25 protein-coding genes are annotated in these 25542 nt (G+C 36.3%); 5 read left to right on the top strand and 20 right to left on the bottom strand.

What is annotated here, in order from left to right; translation table 11 throughout:
• Positions 1-28 precede the first annotated feature (28 nt).
• Positions 29-1099 (top strand): calcium:proton antiporter, encoded by a 1071-nt coding sequence (locus AB4Y90_RS01920; RefSeq protein ID WP_441555569.1) that lies wholly within the window; start codon positions 29-31, stop codon positions 1097-1099.
• 30 nt (positions 1100-1129) lie between these two features.
• Here AB4Y90_RS01920 and AB4Y90_RS01915 read toward each other — a convergent pair whose 3' ends face one another.
• Complete coding sequence (locus tag AB4Y90_RS01915; protein WP_441555568.1) at positions 1130-1510, bottom strand: group III truncated hemoglobin; 381 nt, start codon at positions 1508-1510, stop codon at positions 1130-1132.
• A gap of 177 nt (positions 1511-1687) precedes the next feature.
• Here AB4Y90_RS01915 and AB4Y90_RS01910 point away from each other — a divergent pair, with 177 nt between their 5' ends.
• Positions 1688-2176: a YkgJ family cysteine cluster protein gene (locus AB4Y90_RS01910; protein WP_441555566.1), complete on the top strand. Its 489-nt coding sequence runs from the start codon at positions 1688-1690 to the stop codon at positions 2174-2176.
• A 291-nt stretch (positions 2177-2467) separates the two neighbouring features.
• Here the strand turns inward: AB4Y90_RS01910 and AB4Y90_RS01905 are convergent, their stop codons facing one another.
• The 4 genes from AB4Y90_RS01905 to AB4Y90_RS01890 all read right to left on the bottom strand — a co-directional run bounded on the left by AB4Y90_RS01905 (position 2468) and on the right by AB4Y90_RS01890 (position 6275).
• Positions 2468-2677 (bottom strand): hypothetical protein, encoded by a 210-nt coding sequence (locus AB4Y90_RS01905; RefSeq protein WP_441555565.1) that lies wholly within the window; start codon positions 2675-2677, stop codon positions 2468-2470.
• A gap of 138 nt (positions 2678-2815) precedes the next feature.
• Positions 2816-4174: an NADP-specific glutamate dehydrogenase gene (gene gdhA, locus AB4Y90_RS01900; RefSeq protein ID WP_441555564.1), complete on the bottom strand. Its 1359-nt coding sequence runs from the start codon at positions 4172-4174 to the stop codon at positions 2816-2818.
• 191 nt (positions 4175-4365) lie between these two features.
• Positions 4366-5475: a DNA-processing protein DprA gene (gene dprA / locus AB4Y90_RS01895; RefSeq protein WP_441555562.1), complete on the bottom strand. Its 1110-nt coding sequence runs from the start codon at positions 5473-5475 to the stop codon at positions 4366-4368.
• Positions 5476-5510: 35 nt separating this feature from the next.
• Positions 5511-6275, bottom strand: a complete 765-nt coding sequence (locus tag AB4Y90_RS01890) for a rhomboid family intramembrane serine protease (RefSeq protein ID WP_441555561.1) — start codon at positions 6273-6275, stop codon at positions 5511-5513.
• 199 nt (positions 6276-6474) lie between these two features.
• On the opposite strand from AB4Y90_RS01890, the gene AB4Y90_RS01885 reads away from it, so the two are divergent.
• On the top strand, positions 6475-7407 hold the full coding sequence (locus tag AB4Y90_RS01885; RefSeq protein WP_441555559.1) for a DUF3078 domain-containing protein: 933 nt from the start codon (positions 6475-6477) through the stop codon (positions 7405-7407).
• Between the two features lie 65 nt (positions 7408-7472).
• Positions 7473-8396, top strand: coding sequence for a DUF3078 domain-containing protein (locus AB4Y90_RS01880; protein ID WP_441555558.1), 924 nt, complete (start codon positions 7473-7475; stop codon positions 8394-8396).
• Between the two features lie 70 nt (positions 8397-8466).
• Here AB4Y90_RS01880 and sufD read toward each other — a convergent pair whose 3' ends face one another.
• From sufD to AB4Y90_RS01860, 4 genes are all read right to left on the bottom strand, one after another.
• The gene (sufD, locus tag AB4Y90_RS01875; protein WP_441555557.1) at positions 8467-9774 is read right to left on the bottom strand and encodes a Fe-S cluster assembly protein SufD; all 1308 of its coding nucleotides are present in this window, start codon (positions 9772-9774) and stop codon (positions 8467-8469) included.
• Positions 9775-9875: 101 nt separating this feature from the next.
• Positions 9876-10619 (bottom strand): Fe-S cluster assembly ATPase SufC, encoded by a 744-nt coding sequence (gene sufC, locus AB4Y90_RS01870; RefSeq protein WP_441555556.1) that lies wholly within the window; start codon positions 10617-10619, stop codon positions 9876-9878.
• A 132-nt stretch (positions 10620-10751) separates the two neighbouring features.
• A complete protein-coding gene (gene sufB, locus AB4Y90_RS01865) occupies positions 10752-12200 on the bottom strand; it encodes a Fe-S cluster assembly protein SufB (protein ID WP_441555555.1) in 1449 nt (482 codons plus the stop codon).
• A gap of 86 nt (positions 12201-12286) precedes the next feature.
• Positions 12287-12616, bottom strand: coding sequence for a HesB/IscA family protein (locus tag AB4Y90_RS01860; protein WP_441555554.1), 330 nt, complete (start codon positions 12614-12616; stop codon positions 12287-12289).
• Positions 12617-12761: 145 nt separating this feature from the next.
• Here AB4Y90_RS01860 and AB4Y90_RS01855 point away from each other — a divergent pair, with 145 nt between their 5' ends.
• Positions 12762-13589 carry a GLPGLI family protein gene (locus AB4Y90_RS01855; RefSeq protein WP_441555553.1) on the top strand — a complete coding sequence of 276 codons (828 nt, stop codon included), beginning with the start codon at positions 12762-12764 and terminating at the stop codon, positions 13587-13589.
• Positions 13590-13626: 37 nt separating this feature from the next.
• Here AB4Y90_RS01855 and ypfJ read toward each other — a convergent pair whose 3' ends face one another.
• The 11 genes from ypfJ to AB4Y90_RS01800 all read right to left on the bottom strand — a co-directional run bounded on the left by ypfJ (position 13627) and on the right by AB4Y90_RS01800 (position 25536).
• Positions 13627-14481 carry a KPN_02809 family neutral zinc metallopeptidase gene (gene ypfJ / locus AB4Y90_RS01850; RefSeq protein WP_441555552.1) on the bottom strand — a complete coding sequence of 285 codons (855 nt, stop codon included), beginning with the start codon at positions 14479-14481 and terminating at the stop codon, positions 13627-13629.
• 48 nt (positions 14482-14529) lie between these two features.
• Positions 14530-15057, bottom strand: a complete 528-nt coding sequence (ribH, locus tag AB4Y90_RS01845) for a 6,7-dimethyl-8-ribityllumazine synthase (RefSeq protein ID WP_441555551.1) — start codon at positions 15055-15057, stop codon at positions 14530-14532.
• Positions 15058-15060: 3 nt separating this feature from the next.
• Positions 15061-15771 carry a tetratricopeptide repeat protein gene (locus tag AB4Y90_RS01840; protein ID WP_441555550.1) on the bottom strand — a complete coding sequence of 237 codons (711 nt, stop codon included), beginning with the start codon at positions 15769-15771 and terminating at the stop codon, positions 15061-15063.
• A gap of 235 nt (positions 15772-16006) precedes the next feature.
• Positions 16007-16543 (bottom strand): adenine phosphoribosyltransferase, encoded by a 537-nt coding sequence (locus AB4Y90_RS01835; RefSeq protein WP_441555549.1) that lies wholly within the window; start codon positions 16541-16543, stop codon positions 16007-16009.
• A gap of 3 nt (positions 16544-16546) precedes the next feature.
• The gene (locus AB4Y90_RS01830; RefSeq protein ID WP_441555548.1) at positions 16547-17398 is read right to left on the bottom strand and encodes a hypothetical protein; all 852 of its coding nucleotides are present in this window, start codon (positions 17396-17398) and stop codon (positions 16547-16549) included.
• 165 nt (positions 17399-17563) lie between these two features.
• Positions 17564-18583 carry a hypothetical protein gene (locus tag AB4Y90_RS01825; RefSeq protein WP_441555547.1) on the bottom strand — a complete coding sequence of 340 codons (1020 nt, stop codon included), beginning with the start codon at positions 18581-18583 and terminating at the stop codon, positions 17564-17566.
• Positions 18584-18739: 156 nt separating this feature from the next.
• Positions 18740-20071: a quinol:cytochrome C oxidoreductase gene (locus tag AB4Y90_RS01820; protein WP_441555545.1), complete on the bottom strand. Its 1332-nt coding sequence runs from the start codon at positions 20069-20071 to the stop codon at positions 18740-18742.
• Positions 20072-20079: 8 nt separating this feature from the next.
• Positions 20080-20766 (bottom strand): c-type cytochrome, encoded by a 687-nt coding sequence (locus tag AB4Y90_RS01815; RefSeq protein WP_441555543.1) that lies wholly within the window; start codon positions 20764-20766, stop codon positions 20080-20082.
• Entirely contained in the window at positions 20759-21280 is a 522-nt protein-coding gene (locus tag AB4Y90_RS01810) for a DUF3341 domain-containing protein (protein WP_034677736.1), read from the bottom strand. Before AB4Y90_RS01810 ends, AB4Y90_RS01815 begins: the two co-directional genes overlap by 8 nt.
• The gene (gene nrfD / locus AB4Y90_RS01805) at positions 21267-22664 is read right to left on the bottom strand and encodes an NrfD/PsrC family molybdoenzyme membrane anchor subunit (RefSeq protein WP_441555541.1); all 1398 of its coding nucleotides are present in this window, start codon (positions 22662-22664) and stop codon (positions 21267-21269) included. Before nrfD ends, AB4Y90_RS01810 begins: the two co-directional genes overlap by 14 nt.
• A 25-nt stretch (positions 22665-22689) precedes the next feature.
• The gene (locus AB4Y90_RS01800) at positions 22690-25536 is read right to left on the bottom strand and encodes a 4Fe-4S dicluster domain-containing protein (RefSeq protein WP_441555539.1); all 2847 of its coding nucleotides are present in this window, start codon (positions 25534-25536) and stop codon (positions 22690-22692) included.
• Positions 25537-25542 lie beyond the last annotated feature (6 nt).

Raw genomic sequence — 25542 nt, 5'->3', positions numbered from 1 at the left:
ATAGATTTTTTGTATTTTAGTGACGCTTATGAAACCTAAAGAATTTTTACAATATACTTATATTTTTCCTGTTCTTGCTGCGGTTTATTACTTCGCAGGATTTATGGGACAGGGAATTATGTTTGATGTTATTGCAGGAATTTTATTGACCGGAAGTGTGCTGTCTGCGGTGCATCACGCAGAAGTAGTTGCCCACAAAGTTGGTGAACCTTACGGAACGATTATTTTGGCGCTTTGTATCACGATTATTGAAGTGGCGCTTATTGTTTCGCTCATGGTTGCAGGTGGTGAACAAGCCATTACTTTAGCCAGAGATACGGTTTTTGCCGCCGTAATGATTATCCTTAACGGAATTATCGGGATCTGTGTTTTGGTGGGTGGTGTAAAGTATTTCGAACAATTTTTTGCCCGCACTTCTGCTACAACATATCTCGTAAGTATTGTTTCTATTCTTGTAATTACGCTGGTTCTGCCGAATTATACCTCAAGTATTAACGGACCTTATTATAATAACGCACAGCTAATTTTTGTTTCTATCGCCTGTCTTGTAATTTACGGTGTCTTTTTGATGGTGCAGACCGTTCGTCACAGAAGCTATTTCGTACCTGCAGACGGAAATGCTGAAGAACATTTTATTCCGAATAAAACACAGGCAATCGTGAGCTTTTTCTTTCTGGTTATATGCCTGATTATTGTTGTTCTGATGGCGAAAGGACTATCTAAAACGATCGAAGATATGGTGCAAAGCATGGGCGCTCCAAAATCTTTAGTAGGGGTAATTATTGCCGGTGTCGTGCTTCTTCCGGAAGGATTGGCTGCGATTAGAGCAGCGAGAAATAACCAGTTTCAGTCGAGTTTAAATTTAGCTTTAGGATCTGCATTGGCAAGTATAGGTTTAAGTATTCCTGCGATTGCTGCAGTAAGTATCATGTACGATATTCCTTTGGTTTTAGGATTAGATAAAAAAGATATTATCCTTCTTACTCTTTCGGTCTTTATTGTGATGCTTTCTTTAAGCCGGGGAAAAACCAATGTTTTATACGGAACCGTTCTTTTGGTAAATCTGACAGCCTACATTTTTACGGTAATTGTTCCGTAACATTAAACCATAAGCAAAAAACTTGAAACCTTAAAGTTTTCTCGCCATTTCCATTTTATACGCCATAAGATTAGCAATATTTTCAGATTTTGTGATTGCCATCGAAGCGTTTTGGCCTGTAAAATTTTCTTCAATGGTTTGCTTCCACAATTCAAGCCATTTTTCAAAATGTTTTTTTTCCATTGCTTCTATTTTGTTGATGGGAAAATGTACTGCCATCGGATTTCCTTTATAGCTCATCTGCCCGAACAGAATTGTTTCCCAAAACGAATACATTTTTGGTAAATGCTTGTCCCAATCTACTTTTACGATGTCTTTGAAGAAGAAACCGATTGTTTCGTCCTTCACTACTTTATCGTAAAATGAATTAACCAATAATTCTATATCTTCTCTTGATTCTAAATTTTTCATAGCCCTAATTTCTTTATCAAATTTAGTTTAATTCTAAATCTTAATGAAGCTCTATTAATTGATAAAATTCATATATTGAATTTTTATTGTTTTTAATTTGTTATATGTAATCAGGAGATTTCATAAAAACAATATTTTATCTTTGCAGTCTGCTTTCAGCATATAAAAATAGAGACATTGAATTTAGACAATTATAAAACTCAGGCTTTACAAAAACAGAAAGAACATAAAAAGTTTTTGGATGGTTTAAAGAAAAAGCCGCCTAAAAACCTGGATTATGTTGTTCAGGAAACTCATGACGAAGTTTTTGAGAGGGTAGATTGTCTTCAATGTGCCAATTGCTGTAAGACAACCGGGCCGCTTTATACTGAAAAAGATATCGAGCGCATTTCAAAACATTTACGGATGAAACAGGCTGATTTTGAAAGTAAGTTTCTCAGAGTTGATGAAGATAATGATAAGGTTTTGCAGAACCTTCCGTGTTATTTTTTGAATAATGATAATACTTGTTCGATTTACGATGTCCGTCCGAAAGCGTGTCGTGAATATCCGCATACAGACCGGAAGAAAATTTATCAGATTAATCATTTAATGATAAAAAATACGGTGATTTGTCCGGCTGCGTATGAGTTTGTGGAAAGTATGATGAGGAATCTGAACAAGTAAATTTATGGTTCAGAGTTTAAGGTTTAAGGTTCAAAGTTTTGAATTTATTGAATGAAGATAGCAGTCCTACGGATTGCGTTGTCATGCTTATTTGCACTTATTTTTACACAGGTTCGGCTCTGAAGGAGCCGAACCTCCAAACTTTATTACATCAAATTTCATCAATTTCAGAGATTCTAAACTTTACAATTTCTTTAACTAAATCCAAAGGCAATTCTTCTTTTAACGGAAATTGTACAGCGCCTTTAGAGTATTTATATTTTCGGTTAATAAATTCATTTCCAAATGCTTTTAATGCTTCTGGGAGCGGATAAAAACCAATGTGATAAAATAAGCTAAAGGTTTTTCTTTATACTTAAAAGCAGTCATTTGATAGCTGATACATTCTTCAAAATCAGGATTTTGAGAAAGAATTGTTTTTCTTAAAGCTTCAAGTTTTATCTGTACTTCTTCAGGGAATAAAAGAAAATATTCTTCAAAGTTTTTAAATGTGTTTTTCATTTCAATATTTTAATAAAAATACAAAAAAAGCGCTGAAAATTTTCAACGCTTTCCCCTTTCACTATTACTTTTCCCATTTATAATCCCGGGACAGGTTTTAAGAAAAAAAGCCGGGAAAACTTCCCGACTTTTATATTTTTACACTACACCTTGAGCAAGCATTGCTTCAGCTACTTTTACGAATCCGGCGATGTTTGCGCCTTTTACGTAGTTTACGTAGCCGTCTTCCTCTTTACCGTAGTCTCTGCAAGCTTTGTGGATTCCGATCATGATCTCTTTCAGTCTTGCATCAACCTCTTCTGAAGTCCAGTTTAATCTGATTGAGTTTTGAGTCATTTCTAAACCTGAAGTTGCAACACCTCCAGCGTTTGAAGCTTTTCCTGGAGAGAATAATACTTTATTTTCAAGGAAATAATTGATTGCGTCTAATGTAGAAGGCATGTTTGCCGCTTCTGTTACGCAAACGCAGCCGTTTTCTACCAATAATTTTGCATCTTCCAAATGAAGTTCGTTCTGGGTTGCAGAAGGGATTGCTACATCACACTTCACTTCCCAAGGACGTTTTCCTGCGTGGAATTCTGCTGAAGGATATTGTTTAGCATAATCTTCGGCTCTGTTGTTTCCTGAAGATCTTAATTCTAATAAATAATCAATTTTTTCACCGTCGATACCGTCTTTATCGTAAATGTAACCATCCGGACCAGAAATAGTAACCACTTTTCCGCCCAATTCGTTTACTTTTTTGATAACTCCCCAAGCTACGTTTCCGAAACCTGAAACCGTTACTGTTTTATCTTTAAAAGTTTGGCCGATTGTTTTCAGCATTTGCTCAGCGAAGTAAACAACACCGTAACCAGTCGCTTCAGGACGGATTAACGAACCACCGTAAGCAAGACCTTTTCCGGTAAGAACTCCTGTAAATTCGTTTCTTACTTTTTTGTACTGACCAAATAAATATCCGATTTCTCTTGCTCCAACACCGATATCTCCTGCAGGAACGTCTGTTTCAGGACCGATGTGCTTGCATAATTCTGTCATGAAAGCCTGGCAAAAACGCATTACTTCCATATCAGATTTCCCTTGCGGATCGAAGTCTGAACCTCCTTTTCCACCTCCCATCGGAAGCGTAGTCAAAGAGTTTTTGAAAACCTGCTCGAAAGCCAAGAATTTAAGTACAGAAAGGTTTACAGTAGGATGGAAACGGATTCCTCCCTTGTAAGGCCCGATTGCAGAGTTCATCTGAATTCTGAAACCTCTGTTTACCTGAATTTCACCTTTATCATCAACCCATGGAACTCTGAAAATAATAATTCTTTCCGCTTCAGCCATTCTTTCAAGCAGCTTCATTCCGGTATATTCTTTTCTCGTCAAGATAAACGGAATTACAGTTACAGCAACTTCTTTTACTGCCTGTAAAAATTCCGGTTCGTTAGGATTTTTTGCTTCAATTTTAGCAATAAACTCCTGAATTTTCTGGTCAATATTATATTGTTCCATATTAGGTAGGGTTGAATATTATGTCAACAAATTTAATTTTTTTTTCAAGATTCACAATAGCATATTTAATAATTGCTAAAAATTCAATTATAATGAACGGGAATATTATTAAATTGATAATTTTAAACTAAATTTTATTAAAAATTAAATGTTATATATGAAATAATGAAATATTAAGAAATCGTTAATTCTTACATTGCTACAAATTGTCTCCCCGAAAACGATTTTACTTTTCCTAAAAGCTCTAATTCTAAAATTACAGGCAATAATTTGTGTGAAGACACCAACATTTTCTCGGCCAAATCATCCAAAGAGATGTGTGGGTTTTCTGCAATATTTTTATATATTAATTCCTGATTTTCAGATAATTGAATTGTCGTTTTGCTGTGTGGGAAAAGTTCTTCTATTTTTTCTTTGGGATCATTAAAACCAAGCAGATCAAGAAGGTCTTTCATAGTGGAAATTGCAGTCGCTTTATTCTGAAAAATTAAATGATTGCATCCTTGACTGTATTTATCGCCGATTCTTCCCGGTAGAGCGAAAACGTCTCTGTTGTAAGTGTTTGCAAAAGTTGCAGTACTGATAGATCCGCCTCCGAATGCAGTTTCTACAACGATTGTAGCAGGAGAAATACCGGCAACAATTCTGTTTCTCTGGATAAAATTTTCGCGATCCGGCTTTCTTGACGAATTAAATTCGGTGAGTAAGCCTCCGTTTTCTTCGAGAATTTTTTCTGAAAGTTTCTTGTTTTTGGAAGGATAAAAAGTATGAAAACCATGGGCTAAAACTCCAATGGTAGGAATATGATGTTTCAGAGATTGCTCGTGAACTTCWTTGTCAATGCCCAAAGCCAAACCGCTGATAGAAATAAATTGATGAGATTTTGATTCTTCAAAGAAATCTTCGATAAATTTTTTGCCGTAAGACGTTATATTCCTTGTTCCAACTAAACTTATAGTTTTGAGTTTTGTATCAAAGTTTCCTTTCTGGTAAAGAATTGCGGGCGCATCATCGCATTCATCAAGCAAAAACGGAAGACCGTTCTGATGTCTCAAATTAATTTTCACTGAATTTTTTTCGCAAAATAAAAGTTCTTTTTCAGCAAATTTGAGATGTTCCGGATTTCCAATATCGGAAATGGTTTTTGTACCGATTCCGTCGGTTTTGCTGAGTTCCTTTTTAGAAGCTTTCCAGACGTTTTCTGCTGTTCCGAAACGACGTACGAGCTTAAGAAAATTAATGTCGCCAATAAGATTACATTCGCGGAGAGCAATAGAATAGAGATGTTCTTCAGAGTACATTTGTGTTATTTTATTCAAATGTAGCAAATTAGGATTTATTTTCTCCTTAATTCTTCCAAATAATCCCAATCTTCATTTTTTTTGTAAGGTAATTCCAGAAAATCGTCGGGATGGTTTTCTTTATATTCCTGCCAGAGTTTATCGTCTTTTTCGCTGTAATAATTTGGAAATTCCCAGATGTATTTCTTTTTTTTTTCTCCGGAATTTTTAAATATAAAAGCCATTGCGCTTCCCATTAATGCACCAGATAAATGAGCCTGCCACGAAATTTTGCTCGGCTCTTCAAGGTTATAAAATAATTCTTCGGGAAACATTCCCCAGATTAAACTTCCATAATATAAGACCACGAGAAGTGAAATGGTCAGAAGTTTCATATTCCATCTGAAAACTCCGCTGAAAAATAGAAAAAACGCCAAAACATAAACAACACCGCTTGCTCCGATGGTACAGGTGTAAAGATATTCTCCTGTCATCATATCAATCGGAGGCAAGAGCCAAAGAAGAAGCCCGGTACTGATCCAGCCCATTACAAAAACTTTGGTGGCGACTTCAGAATAAAACTGATACAATAAAAACATGAGTACAGCAATCGGAATAGAATTGCCTACAATATGATCGATGCTTCCGTGTAAAAGAGGAGAGGTAATGATTCCCAATAAACCTTCAGGCAAAAGCGGAATAATTGCCCCGAAACAGCTGGAGAAAAACCCCATCGCCTGTAAAAGGTAGCCAAACCACATTGCGGCAAGCATAATGATGGGAGCAATAAATGCTTTTTTGTGAATTATATTTTTAATCATACGGATAAGATGACAAATCAAAAGCCAAGTATAAATTTCGGAAATTTTGGCGATGATTTTACATTGAGGTTGTCACTTGAGACAAAAAGTAATAAATTTGATCATCAGGAGGTTTTTTTTAAATAATAATGTCTCCTTAGAATTGAATTTCAAGATTCAGTTTATTTGTTAAATTTTAGTTCAGAAAAAAAAGGATTTTATGAAAAGGATCTTAATGTTATTTTTTATTTATTTGAGTACGAGTTCTTTTGCTCAGGTAATCATCAATGATTCGGTCGCAGTAGATACCATTAAAAAACCAAGGCATTGGTCTATAATTGCCAAAAACAGTGTAATGTTTAATCAGGCTGCATTCTCAAACTGGGTTGGTGGCGGAGCCAATAATGTGGGTTGGCTTGCAAGTGCAAACTATAATTTGACCTATGAAAAAGAGCGTAATCTTTGGGAAAACATTATTATTTTGAATTATGGACAAAATACAACAAAAGGAATAGGAACAAGAAAAACTCAGGATGTTCTTAATTTTTCAACTAACTATGGAAGGCAGTTTTCTAAAAGCTGGTATGTATCAGCCGGAGCAAGTTTGCTGTCGCAATTTTCGGGAGGATTTGAAGACGGAAATAATCCGGAAGCTAAAAAAATATCAAATTTTATGGCTCCCGGTTATGTAAATGCCGGTTTGGGGATTACCTACAGACCCAATGAAAACTTAACAGTGACTTTGCGTCCTGCCAATGGCAGATTTACTTTTGTTTTAGACAAAGAATTACAGTTTGCAGGAAGTTACGGTTTAAAAGCAGACGGAGATTTCTTTTTAATGCAGCTGGGTTTTCTTGGCTCTGCAATTTATAAAGTAAAATTGATGGAAAATATTGAAATGACCAATACAGGATCGATTTTCTCTAATTATTTAGATAAGCCGGATCACATGGTTTTGTCGTACAATATGCTTTTAAATATGAAAATTAACAAGTATATCTCTTCGATTATAACTCTTGATTTGATGTATGATCACAATCAGATCCAGAAAACGCAGCTGAAGCAGACTTTAGGGATCGGTTTTGCATACAACATTGATAACGGAGTGAAACGTTCTGACAGAAAAGACAATCAATCTTGGCTGAAAAAGTAAAGATCTGTATAGATTAGTATGTATTTTTTATTTAAATGAATAAAACATTTTAAAATAAATTAATGATGAGAAAAATTTTATTTCCGTTTTCCGTATTTCTTGGAATTCTCGTTTCTTCTCAGGAAACAAAGGCAGATTCACCTGCGACAGATACTTTAAAAACTTGGTCCATTCAGGCTCAAAATACGTTAATGCTCAATCAGGCTGCTTTTTCAAATTGGGTAGGAGGCGGAGCCAATAATGTGGGCTGGCTTGCCGGAGTAAATTACAACCTAACCTACGAAAAAGGGCAATATCTCTGGGAAAATATTATTGTTTTAGGATACGGACAGAATAATACCAAAGGAGTGGGAACACGAAAAACCCAGGATGTGATCAACCTTTCAACCAATTTCGGAAAAGAATTTGTAAAAAACTGGTATTTTTCAGCAGGAGCAAGTTTGCAATCACAGTTTGCAGCAGGTTACGAAGATGGCAACAATCCTGAAGCGGCAAAAATCTCAAATTTTATGGCTCCCGGTTTTGTCAATATTGGGGTAGGTGTTACTTACCGTCCCAATGATAATTTTACAATGACATTAAGACCTGCAAACGCAAGAATGACCTTCGTTCTCGATGAAGATCTGCAAAAAGCAGGAACCTATGGTTTGAAAAATGACGGCGATTCTGTGCTGTTTCAGTTCGGTTTCTTGGGAACGGCTGTTTATAAATTAAAATTAATGGAAAATATTGATCTGATTAATACCGGATCTGTTTTTTCAAATTATATCGATGATCCGGAAAGACTCGTGCTTTCTTACGGAGCTGTTTTAAACATGAAAATCAACAGGTTTATTTCTACCAATATTACCGTTGATCTTTTGTATGATCATAATCAGATTCAGAAAACCCAGTTAAAGCAAACTCTGGGCGTTGGTTTTGCTTATATTATTGATAATGGGGTGAAGAGATCGGATAGAAAAGACAACCAGTCGTGGCTGAAGAAATAAGAAATTTTCACTATAAAAAAGAAGCACCTCAAATCGAAGTGCTTTCTTTTTTTATATATTTTTGTTGAGCTTAAAACTCTATACTAACTTCCAGTTTTTCTGTCAGAAGTTTTGAAATTTTCTCTTTCAAAGGTTCGATGTCGATATTCTGCATCGCATCGTTTGCAAAAGCAAATAATAATAAAGCCTGCGCTTCTTTTTTAGAAATTCCTCTTGCTCTCAAGTAGAATAAAGCATCTTCATTAAGCTGACCAACGGTACAACCGTGAGAACACTTCACATCGTCTGCAAAAATTTCCAACTGAGGCTTGGTGTCGATTGTAGCACCTTCGCTTAAAAGAACGTTGTTGTTTTGCTGATAAGCATTGGTTTTCTGGGCAATTTTATCTACAAAAACTTTCCCGTTGAAGACTCCGTGAGATTTATCTTTAAAAATACCTTTATAATTCTGGTAACTTTCACAGTTTGGCTGATTGTGGTGAACAGCAGTGTGATGATCTACCAACTGATCTTTTCCGATAATCGTGATTCCGTTCATAAACGAATTGATATTCGATCCGTTTTGAATGAAATCTAAATTGTTTCTTACGATTTTTCCGCCAAAAGAGAAGGTGTTAACTGTCGTTAAACTGTCTTTTTCCTGTTTTGCAAAAGTATGATCTACCAAATACGAAGTATCATTATCATTCTGCAATTTATGCCAATCTGCTTTTGCATTTGGGTACGTGAAAATTTCAGTTACAGAGTTGGTGAAAACATAAGTCTCATCAAAATTGTGGTGACTTTCAATGATTTCTACTTTTGCCCCGTCTTCTACAATTAATAAATTTCTTGTGTTGTAGAAAGTGTTTTCTTCCTGATTTTGCGAAAGATAAAAAACGTGAATTGGTTTTTCAATCACCACGTTTTTAGGCACTTTCAGGAAAAATCCATATTTGCAGTAAGCTTGATTTAAGTTGGTAAAAGCTAAATCTTTCGCAGCAATCGTATTGAAATAGGTATCGAAAACATCTTTGTGGTTTTCATCATTCAACGCATAATTGAAAGATAAAAATTCTGCATTTTCAATAGAAATCTTAGAAAGCTCTTTGTGAAGCTGGCCGTTTACAAAAACGATCCAGTCAAAATTTTCTTCTCCTAAGTGTAGCTCATCAAGCTGTTCTTTGGTGATATTGTGACTTTCTTTCGGGAAAAAATTGTAATCTTTCTCGATGATTTCCTTAATGTTGGTATATTTATATTCTTCGTCTTTCTTTGTAGGAAAACCAAGTTCAGCAAATTTTCTTAATGCCTCCACTCTCGTTTCATCTAAAAAACGGTGACGAAGTGTACCAAGAAATTCGCTGTGATTGTTTAAAATTTGTTCGTTTAAACTCATTATTTGAACGTTTATTTTGCCACCGTAAGAAGTTTAGATTCTTATGAAATGACAAATATTGCGTTTAATTTTTAAATATTTAAATGCTTTTAATCTTTAAATTAATTAAGAAGCCAGTCGTAACCTTTCTCTTCCAATTCTAATGCTAAAGATTTGTCGCCTGTTTTGATGATTTTTCCGTTCGCTAAAACATGTACATAATCAGGTTGGATATAATTAAGCAATCTTTGATAATGCGTAATCAAAAGAACTGCATTTCCTTCGTTTTTGAAAGCATTTACACCATCTGCAACGATTCTCAGCGCATCGATATCCAATCCTGAATCGGTTTCATCAAGAATAGCCAATTTTGGATTCAGCATCATCATCTGGAAAATTTCGTTTCTTTTTTTCTCACCTCCCGAAAAACCTTCGTTTAGTGATCTTGAAAGGAAATCTTTTTTAATGCCTAATTGCTCAGATTTCTCACGAATCATTGCCAACATTTCTTTTGCAGGCATATCTTCCAATCCGTTTGCTTTTCTGTTTTCATTTAAAGCAGCTTTAATGAAATTGGTCACAGAAACTCCCGGAATTTCCACAGGATATTGAAAAGAAAGAAAAACTCCTTTGTGAGCTCTTTCTTCAGGTGCATCTTCGATGATGTTTTCACCATCAAATAAAATTTCACCTTCAGTAACTTCGTAATCTTCTTTTCCTGCAATGACAGACGAAAGAGTCGATTTCCCGGCTCCGTTTGGTCCCATGATCGCATGAACTTCGCCCGGTTTTATTTCAAGATTGATACCTTTTAATATCTGTGCGCCATCTTCAATTCTGGCGTGTAAGTTTTTGATATTTAACATTATATATGTTTGAAACTTTTATAATTTATTTTTGTCATTTTGACGAAGGAGAAATCTTTTATAGAGATTCTTCACTCCGCTTTGCTTCGTTCAGAATGACAAAAATGTGTCAGACTGAGCGGAACAGAAGTATTATCCTACGGAACCTTCTAAGGAAATCTCCAATAATTTCTGAGCTTCAATTGCAAATTCCATTGGAAGCTTATTTAAAACTTCTTTACTGAAACCATTTACAATCAAAGCAATTGCTCTTTCGGTATCGATTCCTCTTTGGTTGCAGTAGAAAATTTGATCTTCTCCGATTTTTGAAGTCGTAGCTTCATGTTCCAATTGTGCGGTAGGATCTTTAATCTCGATGTATGGGAAAGTATGCGCACCACATTCGTTGCCCATCAATAAAGAGTCACACTGTGAGAAGTTTCTAGCACCTTTTGCAGAAGGCATTACTTTTACCTGTCCTCTGTAAGAGTTCTGAGATTTTCCTGCAGAAATTCCTTTAGAAATGATCGTTGATTTTGTATTCTTTCCAATGTGAATCATCTTTGTACCTGTATCGGCGTACTGATGATTGTTGGTTACTGCAATAGAGTAGAATTCACCAATCGAGCTGTCTCCTTTCAAAATACAAGAAGGATATTTCCATGTTACGGCAGAACCTGTTTCAACTTGCGTCCATGAAATTTTTGCTTTGTACTCGCAAAGTCCTCTTTTCGTCACGAAATTGAAAACTCCACCTTTTCCTTCTTCATTTCCCGGATACCAGTTTTGAACGGTAGAATATTTAATTTCAGCATTATCTAAAGCAATAAGCTCTACAACCGCTGCGTGAAGCTGGTTTTCGTCTCTCGACGGAGCTGTACAACCTTCAAGATAAGAAACATAACTTCCTTCGTCTGCAATGACCAAAGTTCTTTCAAACTGACCTGTTCCTGCCTGGTTAATTCTGAAATACGTTGATAATTCCATCGGACATCTTACTCCTTTCGGAATATAGCAGAAACTTCCGTCAGAAAATACTGCGGAATTTAAGGCAGCGTAGAAATTATCTCCTCTCGGAACTACTTTTCCAAGATATTTTTTAACTAAATCAGGATGATTTTTTATCGCTTCGGAAATTGAACAGAAGATAATTCCTTTCTCAGCTAAAGTATCCTGAAACGTTGTTTTTACTGATACAGAATCTATTACAATATCAACAGCAACTCCTGAAAGTCTTTTCTGCTCTTCGATGTTAATTCCTAACTTTTCGAAAGTCGCCAATAATTCAGGATCAACCTGGTCTAAGCTTTCCAATTCCGGCTTTGCTTTTGGTGCAGCATAATATTTGATTGCCTGAAAATCCGGTTTTTCGTATTTGATATTTGCCCAAGTTGGCTCAACCATTTTTAACCAGATTCTGTAAGATTCCAAACGCCATTCTGTCATCCATTCCGGCTCTTCTTTCTTCGCAGAAATTGCACGGACGATGTCCTCATTTAAACCTGTCGGGAAATCTTCATAATCGATCTTGGTTTCCCAACCAAATTCATATTTTTTATTTTCTAAATCGACTCTCAGGTCGTCTTCAGTATATTTACTCATTTTAATAGATTTTAGAAATTAGATTTTAGAAATTAGATTTCAGACTTTCAAAGTCTTGAGTCTAGTTTCTGGCATCTAGTCTCTAATTATAAGCTAAAACTCTCTCCACAACCACACGTTCTGGATGCATTAGGATTATTAAAAATAAATCCTTTCCCATTCAAACCTCCGGAATATTCTAAAACAGTACCTGCCAAGTAAAGTATAGATTTTTTTTCAACAACGATTTTTATTCCGTTGTCTTCAAAAATCTGGTCTGTTTCGTTTTGCTTATTATCAAAACCCAAAACATACTCTAATCCTGAACATCCACCGCTTTTTACCCCAACTCTTATATAATCTTCAGCAGGGTTAAAGCCATCTTCTGTCATCAGTTGAATCGCTTTTACCTTTGCCTGATCTGAAACCTTTATCATTGTATTAATTTAGAATGATTTAATTGTGCAAAAATACGAACAATAATCAGTAAATAAAAATCGACGTTTTTATTTTATCGATTTTTATCATCGATGCTTTAACTTTGATTAAAATTTAAAATCAAAACTATAAATCAGGAAAATAATGAAAAAACTGGGCTTTCTTGCCGTAGCCTTATTCATGCAGGCTACTTTTGCACAAACCAACAGATTTGTTTATCAGGTTACATCAAAACCGGATATTAATAATAAAAGTGATATTAAAACTGAAAATGCTTATTTAGACATTTCAGCAGAAAAATCAATGTTCTATTCTGAGAATAGAATTAAAAGAGATTCTGTAATGAAAGCCAACTTCCAAAGTGGCGGAGCGAGAGGTTTTAACAGAGAACAGATGGAAGGTTTGAGATCGACTATTAATTATTCCATCGAAAAAAATAAAAAAGATCAGAAAACAATTTATAAAGACAGGATCGGAAGAGATGTTTACACGTATGAAGAAGACCGTCCTCTGAACTGGAAAATTTCTTCTGAAACTACAAAAATAGGAGAGTACAAAGTACAAAAAGCCGAGACCGATTTTGGCGGAAGAAAATGGACAGCCTGGTTTACAACAGACCTCCCTTATCAGGACGGACCTTACAAATTCAGTGGACTTCCCGGTCTGGTTGTAAAAGCTGAAGATTCTACGGGTGATTATTCTTTTGATTTAATGAAGAACTATAAAATCGCCGATTTTCCTGAGATGAATACTTTTGGAAATGTGATGAAGGTAAAACGTACAGATTATGTTAAACAACAAGAAAAGTATAAATCTGACCCAACTGCTTTTATGAACAGTCAACGCGGAAGCAGAGGTGTTGTAATGGGATCGAGAGGCGGAAACCAAAACCCAGCCGAAATGCGAAAAAGAATGGAAGAAAGAGTGAAAGAGGAAGCAAAAAACAACAGCAATCCAATTGAATTGAAATAATAAAAAACCTGAAGGAATTCCTTCAGGTTTTTGTTTTTTATCTTAAAAGCTGGCTGAATGTATCGCCCTGTTTAATATCGGTTGCATTGTATCCTTTCATAAACCATTCTTTACGTTGTGCAGAAGAACCGTGCGTAAAGCTTTCCTGATTTACATAACCTTGCGATCTTTTCTGGATATTGTCATCTCCCACAGCTTCGGCTGCATCTACAGCAGATTCTATGTCTCCCGGTTGTAGAAAATGTTCTCTTTCATTAGAATATTTTGCCCAAAGTCCTGCATAAAAATCGGCCTGAAGTTCTGTCGCTACAGAGATTTTATTCATTTGCGCTTCAGAATATTTTCCGCTTCTTCTTGCATCATCTGTTTTTTGTAAAGTTCCCAAAAGATTTTGTACGTGATGCCCCATTTCATGGGCCATTACATAAGCAATGGTAAATTCTGTGACTTTAGCACCAAAGTTTTTCTGCAGCTCCTGGAAAAAACTCATATCCATATAAACTGACTGATCTGCAGGACAATAAAACGGTCCCATTGCTGATTGAGCCGTTCCGCAACCAGATTGGGTATTGCTTTCAAATAAAACAACTCTTGCAGGTTTGTATTGCCATCCGTTGTCTCTGAAAATCTGCGCCCAGGTTTGCTCGTTTTCGGCGGTAATCATCTTTACAAACTCTCCGATTTTTAATTCTCCTTCTGTTAACTGTCTCTGTTCTGTTTGTTGCGGAGAGCTTCCTCCGCCTGAAGAAAGAATTGCAGAAGGATCTCCGCCTAAGAAAAATACAATTGCTGCAATGATTAATGTTCCTAATCCGCCGCCTACAATTGCACCTCCACCTCCGGAACCACGCCTGTCATCTACGTTGCCGCTTCTGTCGTCAGTCCATTTCATATTAAAGTAATTTTAAGAGTAAAGTTAAAAATTTTCTTAATACAGAAATTATTTGTTTTCAGAATTTCCAAAGCCGATATTTCCTTTTTTATCGGAAAGATTTCTTTTAAACTGAATCATGCTTAAAGCGGTAACCGCTGCTTCAACACCTTTGTTTCCAAGATCGCCGCCGCTTCTTGCAATTGACTGTTCTTTGGTGTCATCTGTCAAAACACAGAAAATAGTAGGAGTATCGGTCAAAATATTACAGTCTTTAATTCCCTGCGCAACTGCATCACAAACGAAATCGAAATGCGGTGTTTCTCCTCTGATAACGCATCCTATTGCAATTACCGCATCAAACTTTCGTTCTTTGCAAAGCTGCATGCTTGCATAGTTTAATTCAAAAGCTCCCGGAACGGAAAACTGTTTTATGTTTTCAGCTTTTACGCCTTCTTTTTCAAGGATTTCTAAAGCTGCATCACGTAGATTATAGGTTACAAAGTCGTTCCACTCAGAAAAAACAATGCCGATAGAAAAATCTTCGGCATTGGTAATATTAAGTGGCTTGTAATCTGAAAGATTAACTGTTGCCATGTTTTAATTTAAATATTTAGTCATTTCGATATAAGAATCAGACATTCCGTTGTCGTAATCCTGATATTTTTCGTCGATGGTTGCAAAGTATTTTTTAGCCTCTGCATTTTTTTTCATTCCTAAAGCTACGATCCCTGCTTTTCTTGTGAAATAATAAGAAGTGTAAGGATCATCAGAAGCTGAAGCTGCTTTGTCTAATAATGCTAAAGCCTCGTCGTTTTTATTAAGACCAGATTTTGCATCTGCCATCGCACCAAACTTCATTGCTACCAATGTTTTGTTATCTGAAGAAAATTTGTCTAAAAGATCAAAAGCTTCCTGATATTTTCCTTCTTTAAGCTTTAATAAACCTGCATTGTAAGCAGAAAGTTTACCCACTTTAGTAGAAGAATATTCGTTATAGGTTCCTAAAAACCCAGGATTAGCTGCAGATTTTCCGCCTAAAGCTTCTTTATCTTTACCTTCTGTAAGGTTTTTTTGTGCAGCCAAATAAGTTTTTACGGCTTCAGCATTCTTTGGAGCTACCACAAATTGCTGGTATCCGAAAAAGCCTAAAACTCCTAAAACTAAAACCCCGAAAGCAATGCTCAATGGTTTTTGATATTTTTCCAGGAATCTTTCTGTGTTTAAAGCCTCTCTGTCAAGGTCTTTAAAGAATTCCACTGTTTCTTTACCTTCTTGCTCATTCGGAGCATTTTTTCCCAATTTTGCCATAAATTCTTAAAAAATTGAACTGCAAATTTAATTGTTTCTGAGTGATTTACAAAATACTTTGCAGTTATTCTCAAATGATTTTTAATTTCCTTTCTGTTTAATTAATTTTTTGTAATTTTTGTACTCAATCTTTTAACGCAAAGTTCGCAAAGATTTTTTAATTGTTGAGTGTTTTTAAGTTCGCAAAGGCGTTTCACTCAGCTAAGAACACAAAGTTTTTAAATTTATAAGAATTTTAATATTCTAACGTGTGATAAATTTCAGCGTTAAATTTTCTGAGTTTTTCGTCTCCTTTCAAATCTTTTAAGCCGATTAAAAAACTAAACTGAACGACTTTTGCGCCTTGTTTTTCTACCAGTTTTGCTGCGGCTTCTGTTGTTCCGCCGGTTGCCAAAAGATCGTCGTGAATTAAAATTCGCTGTCCTTTTTTTATCTGTCCTTCCCGTGTTTCTATTTCTGCGCTTCCGTATTCCAGATCATATTTTTCTGATATAACTGGTGGCGGAAGTTTTCCTTTTTTCCTGATCAAAATAAACGGAACTTCCAAAGCGACTGCGATCGCAATCCCGAAAAGATAACCCCGGCTTTCAATTCCGCAGACTGCATCTACTTYTCCTTTGCTGAATTTTACCAGATCTTCGATTACTTCTTCATACAGTTTAGGGGCAAGAAAAATCGGAGAAATATCTTTAAACTGAATTCCCGGAATCGGAAAATCAGGAATATTTTCTATGGTTTCTTCCAGTTTTTTGATAAGTTCCTGAGATGCCATATTTTAAGGATTGATCTTATAACTTGAGATTTTCCACTCTCCGTTTACGTTTTTAAGACCGAAAGTAACTTTTAAAGAGGTCGTTCTTCCGTTTTTATCGGTAACATCATAAGTTGCATTTACACTTGATGCATTAGTACCTGTCGCATTTGTGGAAATATTTTTAACGCTTACATTTTTTACGGCTCCAAAACCTGAAGTAGGGTTTGAAAACGATTCGTAAGATCCCCAACTTGGGTTGCTTGATGCATCGAAAGCCGCCTTTAAATTTTGAGAGCTTACATTATTTAAAAACTTGCTTACCGTCGCTTTTGGATCTGAAGTCGGCTGCTTTGGCTGAGCCGGAACCGTTCCCGGATCTGTTCCTGTTGTTGGCACAGTCGGGTTATTCGGGTCAATAACTGCATTGGGATCCTGATCGATCATTGTAGAATCGGTTTTTGGTACTTCAGGAACTTTTAAAGCTGAAGGATTTACATCCAAACCAATTTTAGACATTTTAAATGTTTTCGCCGTCGTCTTTACTGAAACAGTTATGTCAATTTTATTGTCGACAATTTTTGAAGCCAATAATGATGAAAACTTAAGATGAAAACCTTTAAAGTTGTTATCCTGCATTAAGTTTTTAGCTGTAGAAAGCTTTACGCCGTTGCTGAAAACTTCTAAAGTTGTTTCCAGTGCAGCACCTGTAAATGTAATGGGATTTCCTGCATTATCGACTAATCTTGGAACGATCTGCATTGCAGTTGGACCGTTTCCGGTGTCTCCTGAAAGTTGAGTAAGAATGCTAAGTGAGCTTGCTCTTACGTCATTCGGATCGCTTTCTTTAGCAGTTTCGTCTCCGAAGATATTCATTTCACCTAAAGATGGCGGAGCTGTACTTGCCCATTCGATCCCGTTTTGTTGAGCAACCTGATCGCTGTAAATAGCAAGAGGCTGAAGATGAGTAGCAAAGAAAACTTTTTCATTTTAATTATGGTTTATGGCAAATTTAGTAAAACCTTTATTAAAACTGATTTTTTATTTTTTGTTTTCTTTTTCTTTTAAATCTTCTTTAAAAAATGAAGAGAAAATTGCCTGCATATTTGGAAAAGAAGCTTCTTGCCAATAGTTTGAAGAATAGTTGCTGTTGTTTTTATTTAGTTTAACTTTTCCTTCCACATCATTGTCGTCACGGAAGTCTAATTCTGTAGGGTAAAAGTTTTTGTAAGAAATAAGCTGGTTATAATCCGGCTCGCTTTTATGCTTAAATTTAATGTAGCCAATCTCGTTTGATTCTAAGAAATCTCTCAAATCTTTTTTAGAATCTTTTTCGTAAGAATGATTGATTAATGCTTTGATATCATAAAGTCTGTAACCAAAAAGAGCCATTTCTTTTTCCTGTAAAGCAGTTCCGCTGATTTCTATTTCGTCTTTTGTTTTTCCCTTTAGTTCTTTGATTGTTGCTCTTCTGTTTTTGTATTCGTCAATATTTCCCACATTCGGAAGTTGCGGAAGATCTAAAAATGCATTGTAGTCTAAAAGTCCGGTTTGTTTTCTGTCGGTTGACGGATTTTCTAATCTGAAAACTCTGTATTGCTCAATGTTTTTGCTTTTCAGTTTCTTAGTTTTATTATCAAATACATAAGTTGCAATCCCGTCCATATAGCAATTCAGTTTACCGTTTACTGTAAGATAAGCATTAAAGTTGCCTTTTACAAAGACATATTTTGCAGGTTTACTGTTTTTAATAACCACCGCTTCAATATCTTTTACTCTGTCATTCAGTTTTACAACATCTTTATTGATTTCGTTAAATGAAAGTTTTGCGATAGAAATGTTGTCGTACACCAACTGAAATTGTTCCTGCTCCTGAGAAAGAACCGATTTTTCAATTTTCCCGTCGATGTCTGATGTTGCCAGAATATTTCCGTCTTTTCCGAATACGACTACTTTTGGTAATGGCTGTCCTGTTTTTTCAGAAATGAAACTGATGTGCTGCGCATTAAATAAATTAAACAGAATGATGAACAGAAAGTTTAAAAGGTAAGTTTTTTTCATAGTTTTTATTTAGTTTAAAAAAATTAGGTTTAAGTCTATTATTAAGACAGCATATTTCTAAAAAGGTTGCCTTTGTACTTTAAAAATTAGCTTTAATGCAAAAAAAAGACTGATTATTGAAATCAGTCTTTTTAAAATTTATTTTGTTACAAGTCCTTAGAAAGGATACTCGTAAATTTCAGATTCGTGTAAGTAAGGGTTACCTGTAGGAATCAGTTTTAGTTTAGATAATGCTGAAAGCACAGTAAACATAAATAATCCGGCTACGAATAGGATAGCACCCAATACTAACAACAGAACTTCAGGAGTGTTCCAGTAAGGTCCTACTGTTCCCGGCATTACCATGTTGAAATAATCTAAGATGTGACCTAAGATTACCACAACCGCCATTGTAGTTACTACTTTATAGTTTCTCTTGATGCTGCTGCTTACCAATACCAATAATGGCAATAAGAAGTTAATAATAAGCATAGGCAAGAAAGTAGGAGAGTAGTGCTGAAATCTTCCGAAGAAATAATTTACCTCTTCCGGGATGTTTGCATACCAATATAACATGAACTGTGCAAACCAAGTGTACGTCCAAAGCATACTTGTAGCGAAAAGGAAAACTCCTAAATCGTGTAAGTGATTGTCGTTGAACTGTGGTAAGAAACCATTTTTCTTAAGATAAACACTCAATAAAATAATTACCGCAATACCACTTGAAAGGCAGCTCACCATTGAATACCAAATATACATTGTAGAATACCAGTGAGGATCAATAGACATTAACCAATCCCAAGCCCAAGCTGCAGAAGCAAACCCAAAGAAAGCGATATATCCTACTGCCCATCTGTAAAGGTACTGATACTCAACCAAAGATTTTGTATCATCTACTTTTTTAGACTGAGCTTTTAATTTCCATGCAAAGAATGAAGCTCCGATTACATAAATTAAAGTTCTTACTGCGTAGAAAGGAATATTTAAGAATATTTTCTTTTCAAATAAGATGACATCGAAGTGTGCAGATCCTTCTTTTGTTAATTCCGGATCCATCCAATGGAAAAGGTGACCGTTGTGCGTGATGTTAAGAATCATTAAGATCACTAAAATAGCACCACCCCAAGGAATGTAAGAAGCAATAGCTTCCATCACTCTGGTGATAATAATTGGCCAACCTGCGTGAGCGGCGTGCTGAATACAGTAGAAAAACAATACACAACAGCTTACTCCGAAGAAAAATACTGCTACAAAATGAATTGAAGCTAATGGCTGATTGTGAACCTGCATTTCTGCGTGCTCTAAATGAGCAGCATGATCCTGAGGTCCTACCATTTCGCTTGAGTGTGTAGGAGCATCATGACCTGCAGCATGAACTGCTTCCATCATGTGTTCTATTTTTTCTGTAGTAATTCCTTTATTTAAAAAGAAACCTGCAGCAAATAAAACTAAACCTACAACAAGAAGGATAATAGAAGTTGATTTTAATTTTGGTGAAAAACTATACATTTCTTTTCTTATTTTTTAGTTTCGGTAGTCTCAGTTGTTGCTGTCGCTGCTGCGGGAGCCGGAGCTGCGCTTTTCTTGAAAGCGCTCATTACATACATTGCCACTCTCCATCTGTCTCCAGGGTTTAGCTGTCCTGCATAAGAACCCATCGCGTTTCTACCATTTGTTAATACATAATGTACAGATCCTACAGTGATTTCTCTGTCTGCATAATTTGGTACACCAGAATAAGCTCCGCTTTGTACGATCGGTCCTTGTCCGTCACCGCCTGTACCATGACAAGCCGAGCAAGTACGATCAAAAAGCATTTTACCTCTTTCTATATCTTTAGCTGCATTAGCTGCATTAAGCGGAGAAGCAGTTATTGCTTTCGAAGCATCGTAGCCTGCGTTATATTCGTCCGGAGTTTTAGGAAGTTTATCTTCTTCAAAAATGCCGTCTTTATTTTGAGCTACCGATCCTTCTACAGGAGAAAGACCAGTTGCACCGTTGTTTTTTACAAATGCAGGGATTTCATTTTCATGATCTGAATAGGCATCCTGAGCTTTCATCAACGGATCGTATGCCACTGGGAAATACATATCCGGAAAATAAACTAGAGGTGCATTTTCATTCGGTCCGCAAGAATTAAGTAAAACTGTAGTTAAACCTAAAACCGCTGTAATTTTTAAAATATTTTTCTTCATTTTAAGCATCTTTAACGGTTATTTCTTCTACTCCTGTTTCTATCAGCAACTGTTTTACAGATTCTACATCTTCAGTTACAAACTCCATAAGGAATTTATCATCTGTAGTTCTCGGATCAGGGTTCTGAGCCGGAGCACCCGGATACATTTTGTTTCTAACTAGGAAAGTTAAAGACATCATGTGTGCTGCACAGAATACCATTAATTCAAACATTGGAACTACGAATGCAGGCATATTGTGTGCCCAGTCGAAAGCCGGTTTACCACCGATATTCTGAGGCCAGTCATGGTTCATTACGTACCAGGTAACTGTAGCACCGATACTCACACCGTATAAAGCATAAATAAAAGCAGCATCAGAAATTCTTGTTTTCTTTAAACCTAAAGCTTTGTCAAGTCCGTGAACCGGAAACGGAGTATACACTTCGTTTATCGCGATTCCTTTATCGTTGAATGCTTTAACGCCGTTCATCAAATCGTCGTCGTCAGCATAAAGTCCGTATACAATTTTAGTGGTGCTCATCTCCTTCTTTTGCTTTATAAGTTTCACCTGAGATTTTCAAAATCGATTTTAATTCGGCCTGTGCAATTACAGGGAATGTTCTTGCATATAATAAGAATAATACAGAGAAGAATCCGATTGTTCCTAAATATACACCCACGTCAATGATTGTTGGTTTAAACATCGTCCATGAACCAGGCAAGTAGTCTCTTGAAAGGTTAATTACGATGATATCGAAACGCTCAAACCACATACCGATGTTGATGATTAATGCAACGATGAACGTCCAGATAATATTCGTTCTAAGTTTTTTGAACCAGAATGAAGCAGGAACTACAAGGTTACAGATAATCAATGACCAGAATGCCCACCAGTAAGGTCCAACAGCAGCACCCGGAGAAAGATAAGTAAAGTCTTCATATCTTGAACCAGAATACCATCCGATGAAATATTCAGTTGCGTAAGCTACAGTTACCATACCACCAGTTAAGATGATTACGATGTTCATAATTTCGATATGATACATAGTGATGTAATCTTCAAGGTGACAAACTTTTCTTGCAACCAACAATAGGGTCTGTACCATTGCAAATCCTGAGAAGATCGCACCGGCAACGAAATAAGGAGGGTAGATTGTAGAGTGCCATCCTTTAATAACCGAAGTTGCGAAGTCAAAAGATACGGTAGTGTGTACTGAGAATACAAGCGGAGTTGCCAAACCTGCAAGAACCAAAGAAAGTTCTTCGAATCTTTGCCAGTGTTTTGCTTTACCACCCCAACCGAATGCAAGGAATGTATAAATTTTCTTAGTCCAAGGAGTTTTTGCTCTATCTCTGATCATTGCAAAGTCAGGGATAAGACCCATGAACCAGAATACTGTTGATACTGAGAAATACGTAGAAATTGCAAATACGTCCCAAAGTAGAGGAGAGTTGAAGTTCCCCCAAAGAGAACCGAACTGGTTTGGTAAAGGGAATACCCAATATCCTACCCACACTCTACCCATGTGAATTACCGGGAAGATTGCTGCCTGTACAACCGCAAAGATCGTCATCGCCTCTGCAGATCTGTTTACAGACATTCTCCATCTCTGTCTAAATAATAATAATACCGCTGAGATTAAGGTTCCGGCGTGACCGATACCTACCCACCATACGAAGTTGGTAATATCCCAACCCCAGTTAATAGTTCTGTTAAGCCCCCATGCTCCAATACCTGTTCCGATCGTGTAAGCGATACAGCCAAATCCATAGATGAAAAGAACTAAGGCTGCATACAATGAAATCCACCATAATTTACCTGCTCTTTCTTCGATAGGTCGTGCAATATCTTCTGTGATATCGTGATAAGTTTTGTGACCAATAATCAGAGGTTCCCTTATCGGAGCTTCGTAATGTCCTGACATTTTTTACCTATTTATTATTTAAACTTTATTTTTCTACTCTGTTTCTTACTTTAGTGTGATAGAACACGTTTGGTTTAGTGCCTATCTCTTCAAGTAAATGATATCTTCTGTTGCTAGAATATAGTTTTCTAACTGCAGATTCTTTGTCATTCATATCTCCAAACTGCATTGCTCCAGTAGAACATGCTGCTGCACAAGCACAAGAGTTTTGGAACTCTGCGTCTGTTACTTTTCTGTTTTCTCTCTTAGCATTTAAGATTGTAGCCTGAGTTTCCTGGATACACATAGAACATTTCTCCATAACCCCTCTTGTTCTTACAACAACATCCGGGTTAAGAACCATTCTTCCAAGATCGTTATTCATGTTGAAATCGAACTTGTCATTCAGGTTATAGGTAAACCAGTTGAATCTTCTTACTTTGTAAGGACAGTTGTTTGCACAATATCTTGTACCGATACATCTGTTGTAAGCCATGTGGTTTTGTCCTTGCTTACTGTGAGAAGTTGCCGCTACCGGACAAACAGTTTCACACGGAGCATGGTTACAGTGTTGACACATTACCGGCTGGAAGATTACATCTGGATTTTCTGCTGGGTTTTCTAATGCTCCATCAATACCTAATACACTACTTCCGTAAAGCTCAGGTACTGCCATTCCTTGTTTAAGACCATCATAAACAGTAACTTTTTGCTCAGATGAATAATAACGGTCAATTCTCAACCAGAACATATCTCTCGACATTCTGATCTCTTCTTTACCAACTACAGGAACGTTGTTTTCTGCCTGACAAGCAATAATACAAGCTCCACAACCCGTACAAGAGTTTAAGTCTACTGATAAGTTGAAGTGAGGACCATCTGTATCATCAAAAGCATCCCAAAGGTCAATTTTACCTGCCGGAAGAGCTCCGCTTATTGTATGATATTCCAAAGGCTTATTCCATCCGCTATGTTCATCATCGAAAGGTACATTAATAAATTGCGCCAAAGGTACTTCTTTTGCAATTTCGTAACGTCCCATCAGTGTATTCTGAAGCTGAACTCCTGCAAACTCGTGCTCTTCTCCTGTTTTCTCAATTGAAACATTTGAAATAACCAGGTTTGAACCATCAAATAAAGGATAAGCATTTACCCCGGTATCTGCAGTTTTTCCAGAATCTTTTTTACCGTATCCTAAAGCTAAACCGACAGATCCGTCTGCCTGACCCGGCTGGATGAATACAGGTACGTTTTCTATTTTTATACCGTTTACTGTAAGATTTACAAGAGAACCGTCTAACTGCATTCTTGCATTAAGGCTGTTTTCTATTCCTAATCTTTCAGCATCTTTAGTAGAAATTGTCAAGTAGTTATCCCAAGACATTCTTGTAATAGGATCCGGTAATTCCTGCAACCAAGGGTTGTTTGCCTGAGTTCCGTCTCCGATAGAAGTCTTTGTATACAATACTAATTCTAAATCTGAAGCTTTAAAATTACCTAATTCTGCAACAGCTTGAGCACCGTTTCCACCAGCATAAGATAAAGTAGTTGCATTAGCAGAAGCTACAATACCATTGTATAATGCTTTGTTGAATGATGTTCCTCCTAAAATAGAAGCTGCATTAGCTTTTAAGTAATCGTAATAATTGTTTGCAGCATTGTTTTTACCATTTTTCCAAACCAATAAAGATTCTTCGATCTGTCTTGACTTGTAAATTTTTTGGATAGTTGGCTGCATCAATGTATAAACTCCGGTCTGAGGTTCCATATCACCCCAAGATTCTAGCCAATTCGCTACCGGAATTACAGCTTTCGCTGCTTTATACATTTCGTTTTTCTTATCTGTAACTGCAATTACATAAGGAACTTTAGCCAAAGATTTTTTGAAATCCTGACCTTTGTTGTTAGAATAAATCGGGTCAACGTTGTTAGTAATCAATACACCGACCTGTCCTGCATTTACCCAACCTAAAAATTCCTGATATCTTGCTTTATCAAATTCTTTTAAGAAGTTTGCTTTACCTGTGAAAGCAACTGAACCTAATTTTTGGTTAATTAAGTGTGCTAAAACCTGTGCCGCTTTAGAACCATCAGCTAAAACAACTGCCTTGCTTCCTTTAGCCTGCAATTCTTTTACAATTTCTGTAGCCACTTTAGTAGTTGGTGCAGATCCTGTAACGATAGCGTTGTAAACTTCCACCAAAGCTTTGTTTACATCACTTGGCTTTAATCTGTATCTTGAGTCAGAGTTTGCACCTGTTAAAGACATATTAGATTCAACCTGAATGTGTCTCAACATGTTTGGTCCCGGAACTCTTGCCACAGCATAAGAAGTTTCTAAGCTTGCAGCGTTATAGTCTCCTAAGAAATCAGCCTGGAATGCAACCACCAATTCAGATCCTTTAAGATCATAAACCGGTAATGCTCTTTGTCCGAAAACTTCCTGAGCTGCATCTAAAGCTGCAGAGTGAGGAAAAGCATCATAAGTTACTAATTCAGCGGTAGGATATTTTGCTTTAAATTCAGAAAATAATTTTTTGAATGTAGGTGAAGCGAAAGACTGAGATAAAAGAACAATCTTTTTACCTGCAGACTGAGCTTCATTTAATCCTTTTAAAACGAAATCATCTACTTTATCGAAAGTTTCGTCTTTACCGTCAAGTTTAGGCTGCTTTACTTTATCATTATCATAAAGTGAAAGTACTGCCGCCTGAGCTCTTGCATTAGTTTTACCTAAATCTCCGCTTCTGGATGTACCGTCAGTTTTTTCGGCACCTTCTATGAAATCTTCTACCGGAATTTCTTCTTGGAACTCTTTAAGAGCCAGCTTACCGTTTAGGGCAGGGTCTTTAAGTTCGTGAATACTTCTAAATTGTATTTTGTTTGAAGCCATTTATAC

Origin of the sequence: Chryseobacterium sp. 2TAF14, from assembly GCF_052115105.1 — a bacterium.
Classification (GTDB): Bacteria; Bacteroidota; Bacteroidia; order Flavobacteriales; family Weeksellaceae; genus Chryseobacterium.
Note: the sequence above shows the minus strand (reverse complement) of the source record. Positions and strands in the feature narration are given on the sequence as shown.

Bases quoted from the DNA above. Each gene is read 5' to 3' on its own strand.
- AB4Y90_RS01920 (WP_441555569.1), top strand. From the start codon at position 29: ATGAAACCTAAAGAATTTTTACAATATACTTATATTTTTCCTGTTCTT.
- AB4Y90_RS01915 (WP_441555568.1), bottom strand. From the start codon at position 1,510: ATGAAAAATTTAGAATCAAGAGAAGATATAGAATTATTGGTTAATTCA.
- AB4Y90_RS01905 (WP_441555565.1), bottom strand. From the start codon at position 2,677: ATGAAAAACACATTTAAAAACTTTGAAGAATATTTTCTTTTATTCCCT.
- gdhA (WP_441555564.1), bottom strand. From the start codon at position 4,174: ATGGAACAATATAATATTGACCAGAAAATTCAGGAGTTTATTGCTAAA.
- AB4Y90_RS01890 (WP_441555561.1), bottom strand. From the start codon at position 6,275: ATGATTAAAAATATAATTCACAAAAAAGCATTTATTGCTCCCATCATT.
- AB4Y90_RS01885 (WP_441555559.1), top strand. From the start codon at position 6,475: ATGAAAAGGATCTTAATGTTATTTTTTATTTATTTGAGTACGAGTTCT.
- AB4Y90_RS01880 (WP_441555558.1), top strand. From the start codon at position 7,473: ATGAGAAAAATTTTATTTCCGTTTTCCGTATTTCTTGGAATTCTCGTT.
- sufD (WP_441555557.1), bottom strand. From the start codon at position 9,774: ATGAGTTTAAACGAACAAATTTTAAACAATCACAGCGAATTTCTTGGT.
- sufC (WP_441555556.1), bottom strand. From the start codon at position 10,619: ATGTTAAATATCAAAAACTTACACGCCAGAATTGAAGATGGCGCACAG.
- sufB (WP_441555555.1), bottom strand. From the start codon at position 12,200: ATGAGTAAATATACTGAAGACGACCTGAGAGTCGATTTAGAAAATAAA.
- AB4Y90_RS01860 (WP_441555554.1), bottom strand. From the start codon at position 12,616: ATGATAAAGGTTTCAGATCAGGCAAAGGTAAAAGCGATTCAACTGATG.
- AB4Y90_RS01855 (WP_441555553.1), top strand. From the start codon at position 12,762: ATGAAAAAACTGGGCTTTCTTGCCGTAGCCTTATTCATGCAGGCTACT.
- ypfJ (WP_441555552.1), bottom strand. From the start codon at position 14,481: ATGAAATGGACTGACGACAGAAGCGGCAACGTAGATGACAGGCGTGGT.
- ribH (WP_441555551.1), bottom strand. From the start codon at position 15,057: ATGGCAACAGTTAATCTTTCAGATTACAAGCCACTTAATATTACCAAT.
- AB4Y90_RS01840 (WP_441555550.1), bottom strand. From the start codon at position 15,771: ATGGCAAAATTGGGAAAAAATGCTCCGAATGAGCAAGAAGGTAAAGAA.
- AB4Y90_RS01830 (WP_441555548.1), bottom strand. From the start codon at position 17,398: ATGAATATCTTCGGAGACGAAACTGCTAAAGAAAGCGATCCGAATGAC.
- AB4Y90_RS01825 (WP_441555547.1), bottom strand. From the start codon at position 18,583: ATGAAAAAAACTTACCTTTTAAACTTTCTGTTCATCATTCTGTTTAAT.
- AB4Y90_RS01820 (WP_441555545.1), bottom strand. From the start codon at position 20,071: ATGTATAGTTTTTCACCAAAATTAAAATCAACTTCTATTATCCTTCTT.
- AB4Y90_RS01815 (WP_441555543.1), bottom strand. From the start codon at position 20,766: ATGCTTAAAATGAAGAAAAATATTTTAAAAATTACAGCGGTTTTAGGT.
- AB4Y90_RS01810 (WP_034677736.1), bottom strand. From the start codon at position 21,280: ATGAGCACCACTAAAATTGTATACGGACTTTATGCTGACGACGACGAT.
- nrfD (WP_441555541.1), bottom strand. From the start codon at position 22,664: ATGTCAGGACATTACGAAGCTCCGATAAGGGAACCTCTGATTATTGGT.
- AB4Y90_RS01800 (WP_441555539.1), bottom strand. From the start codon at position 25,536: ATGGCTTCAAACAAAATACAATTTAGAAGTATTCACGAACTTAAAGAC.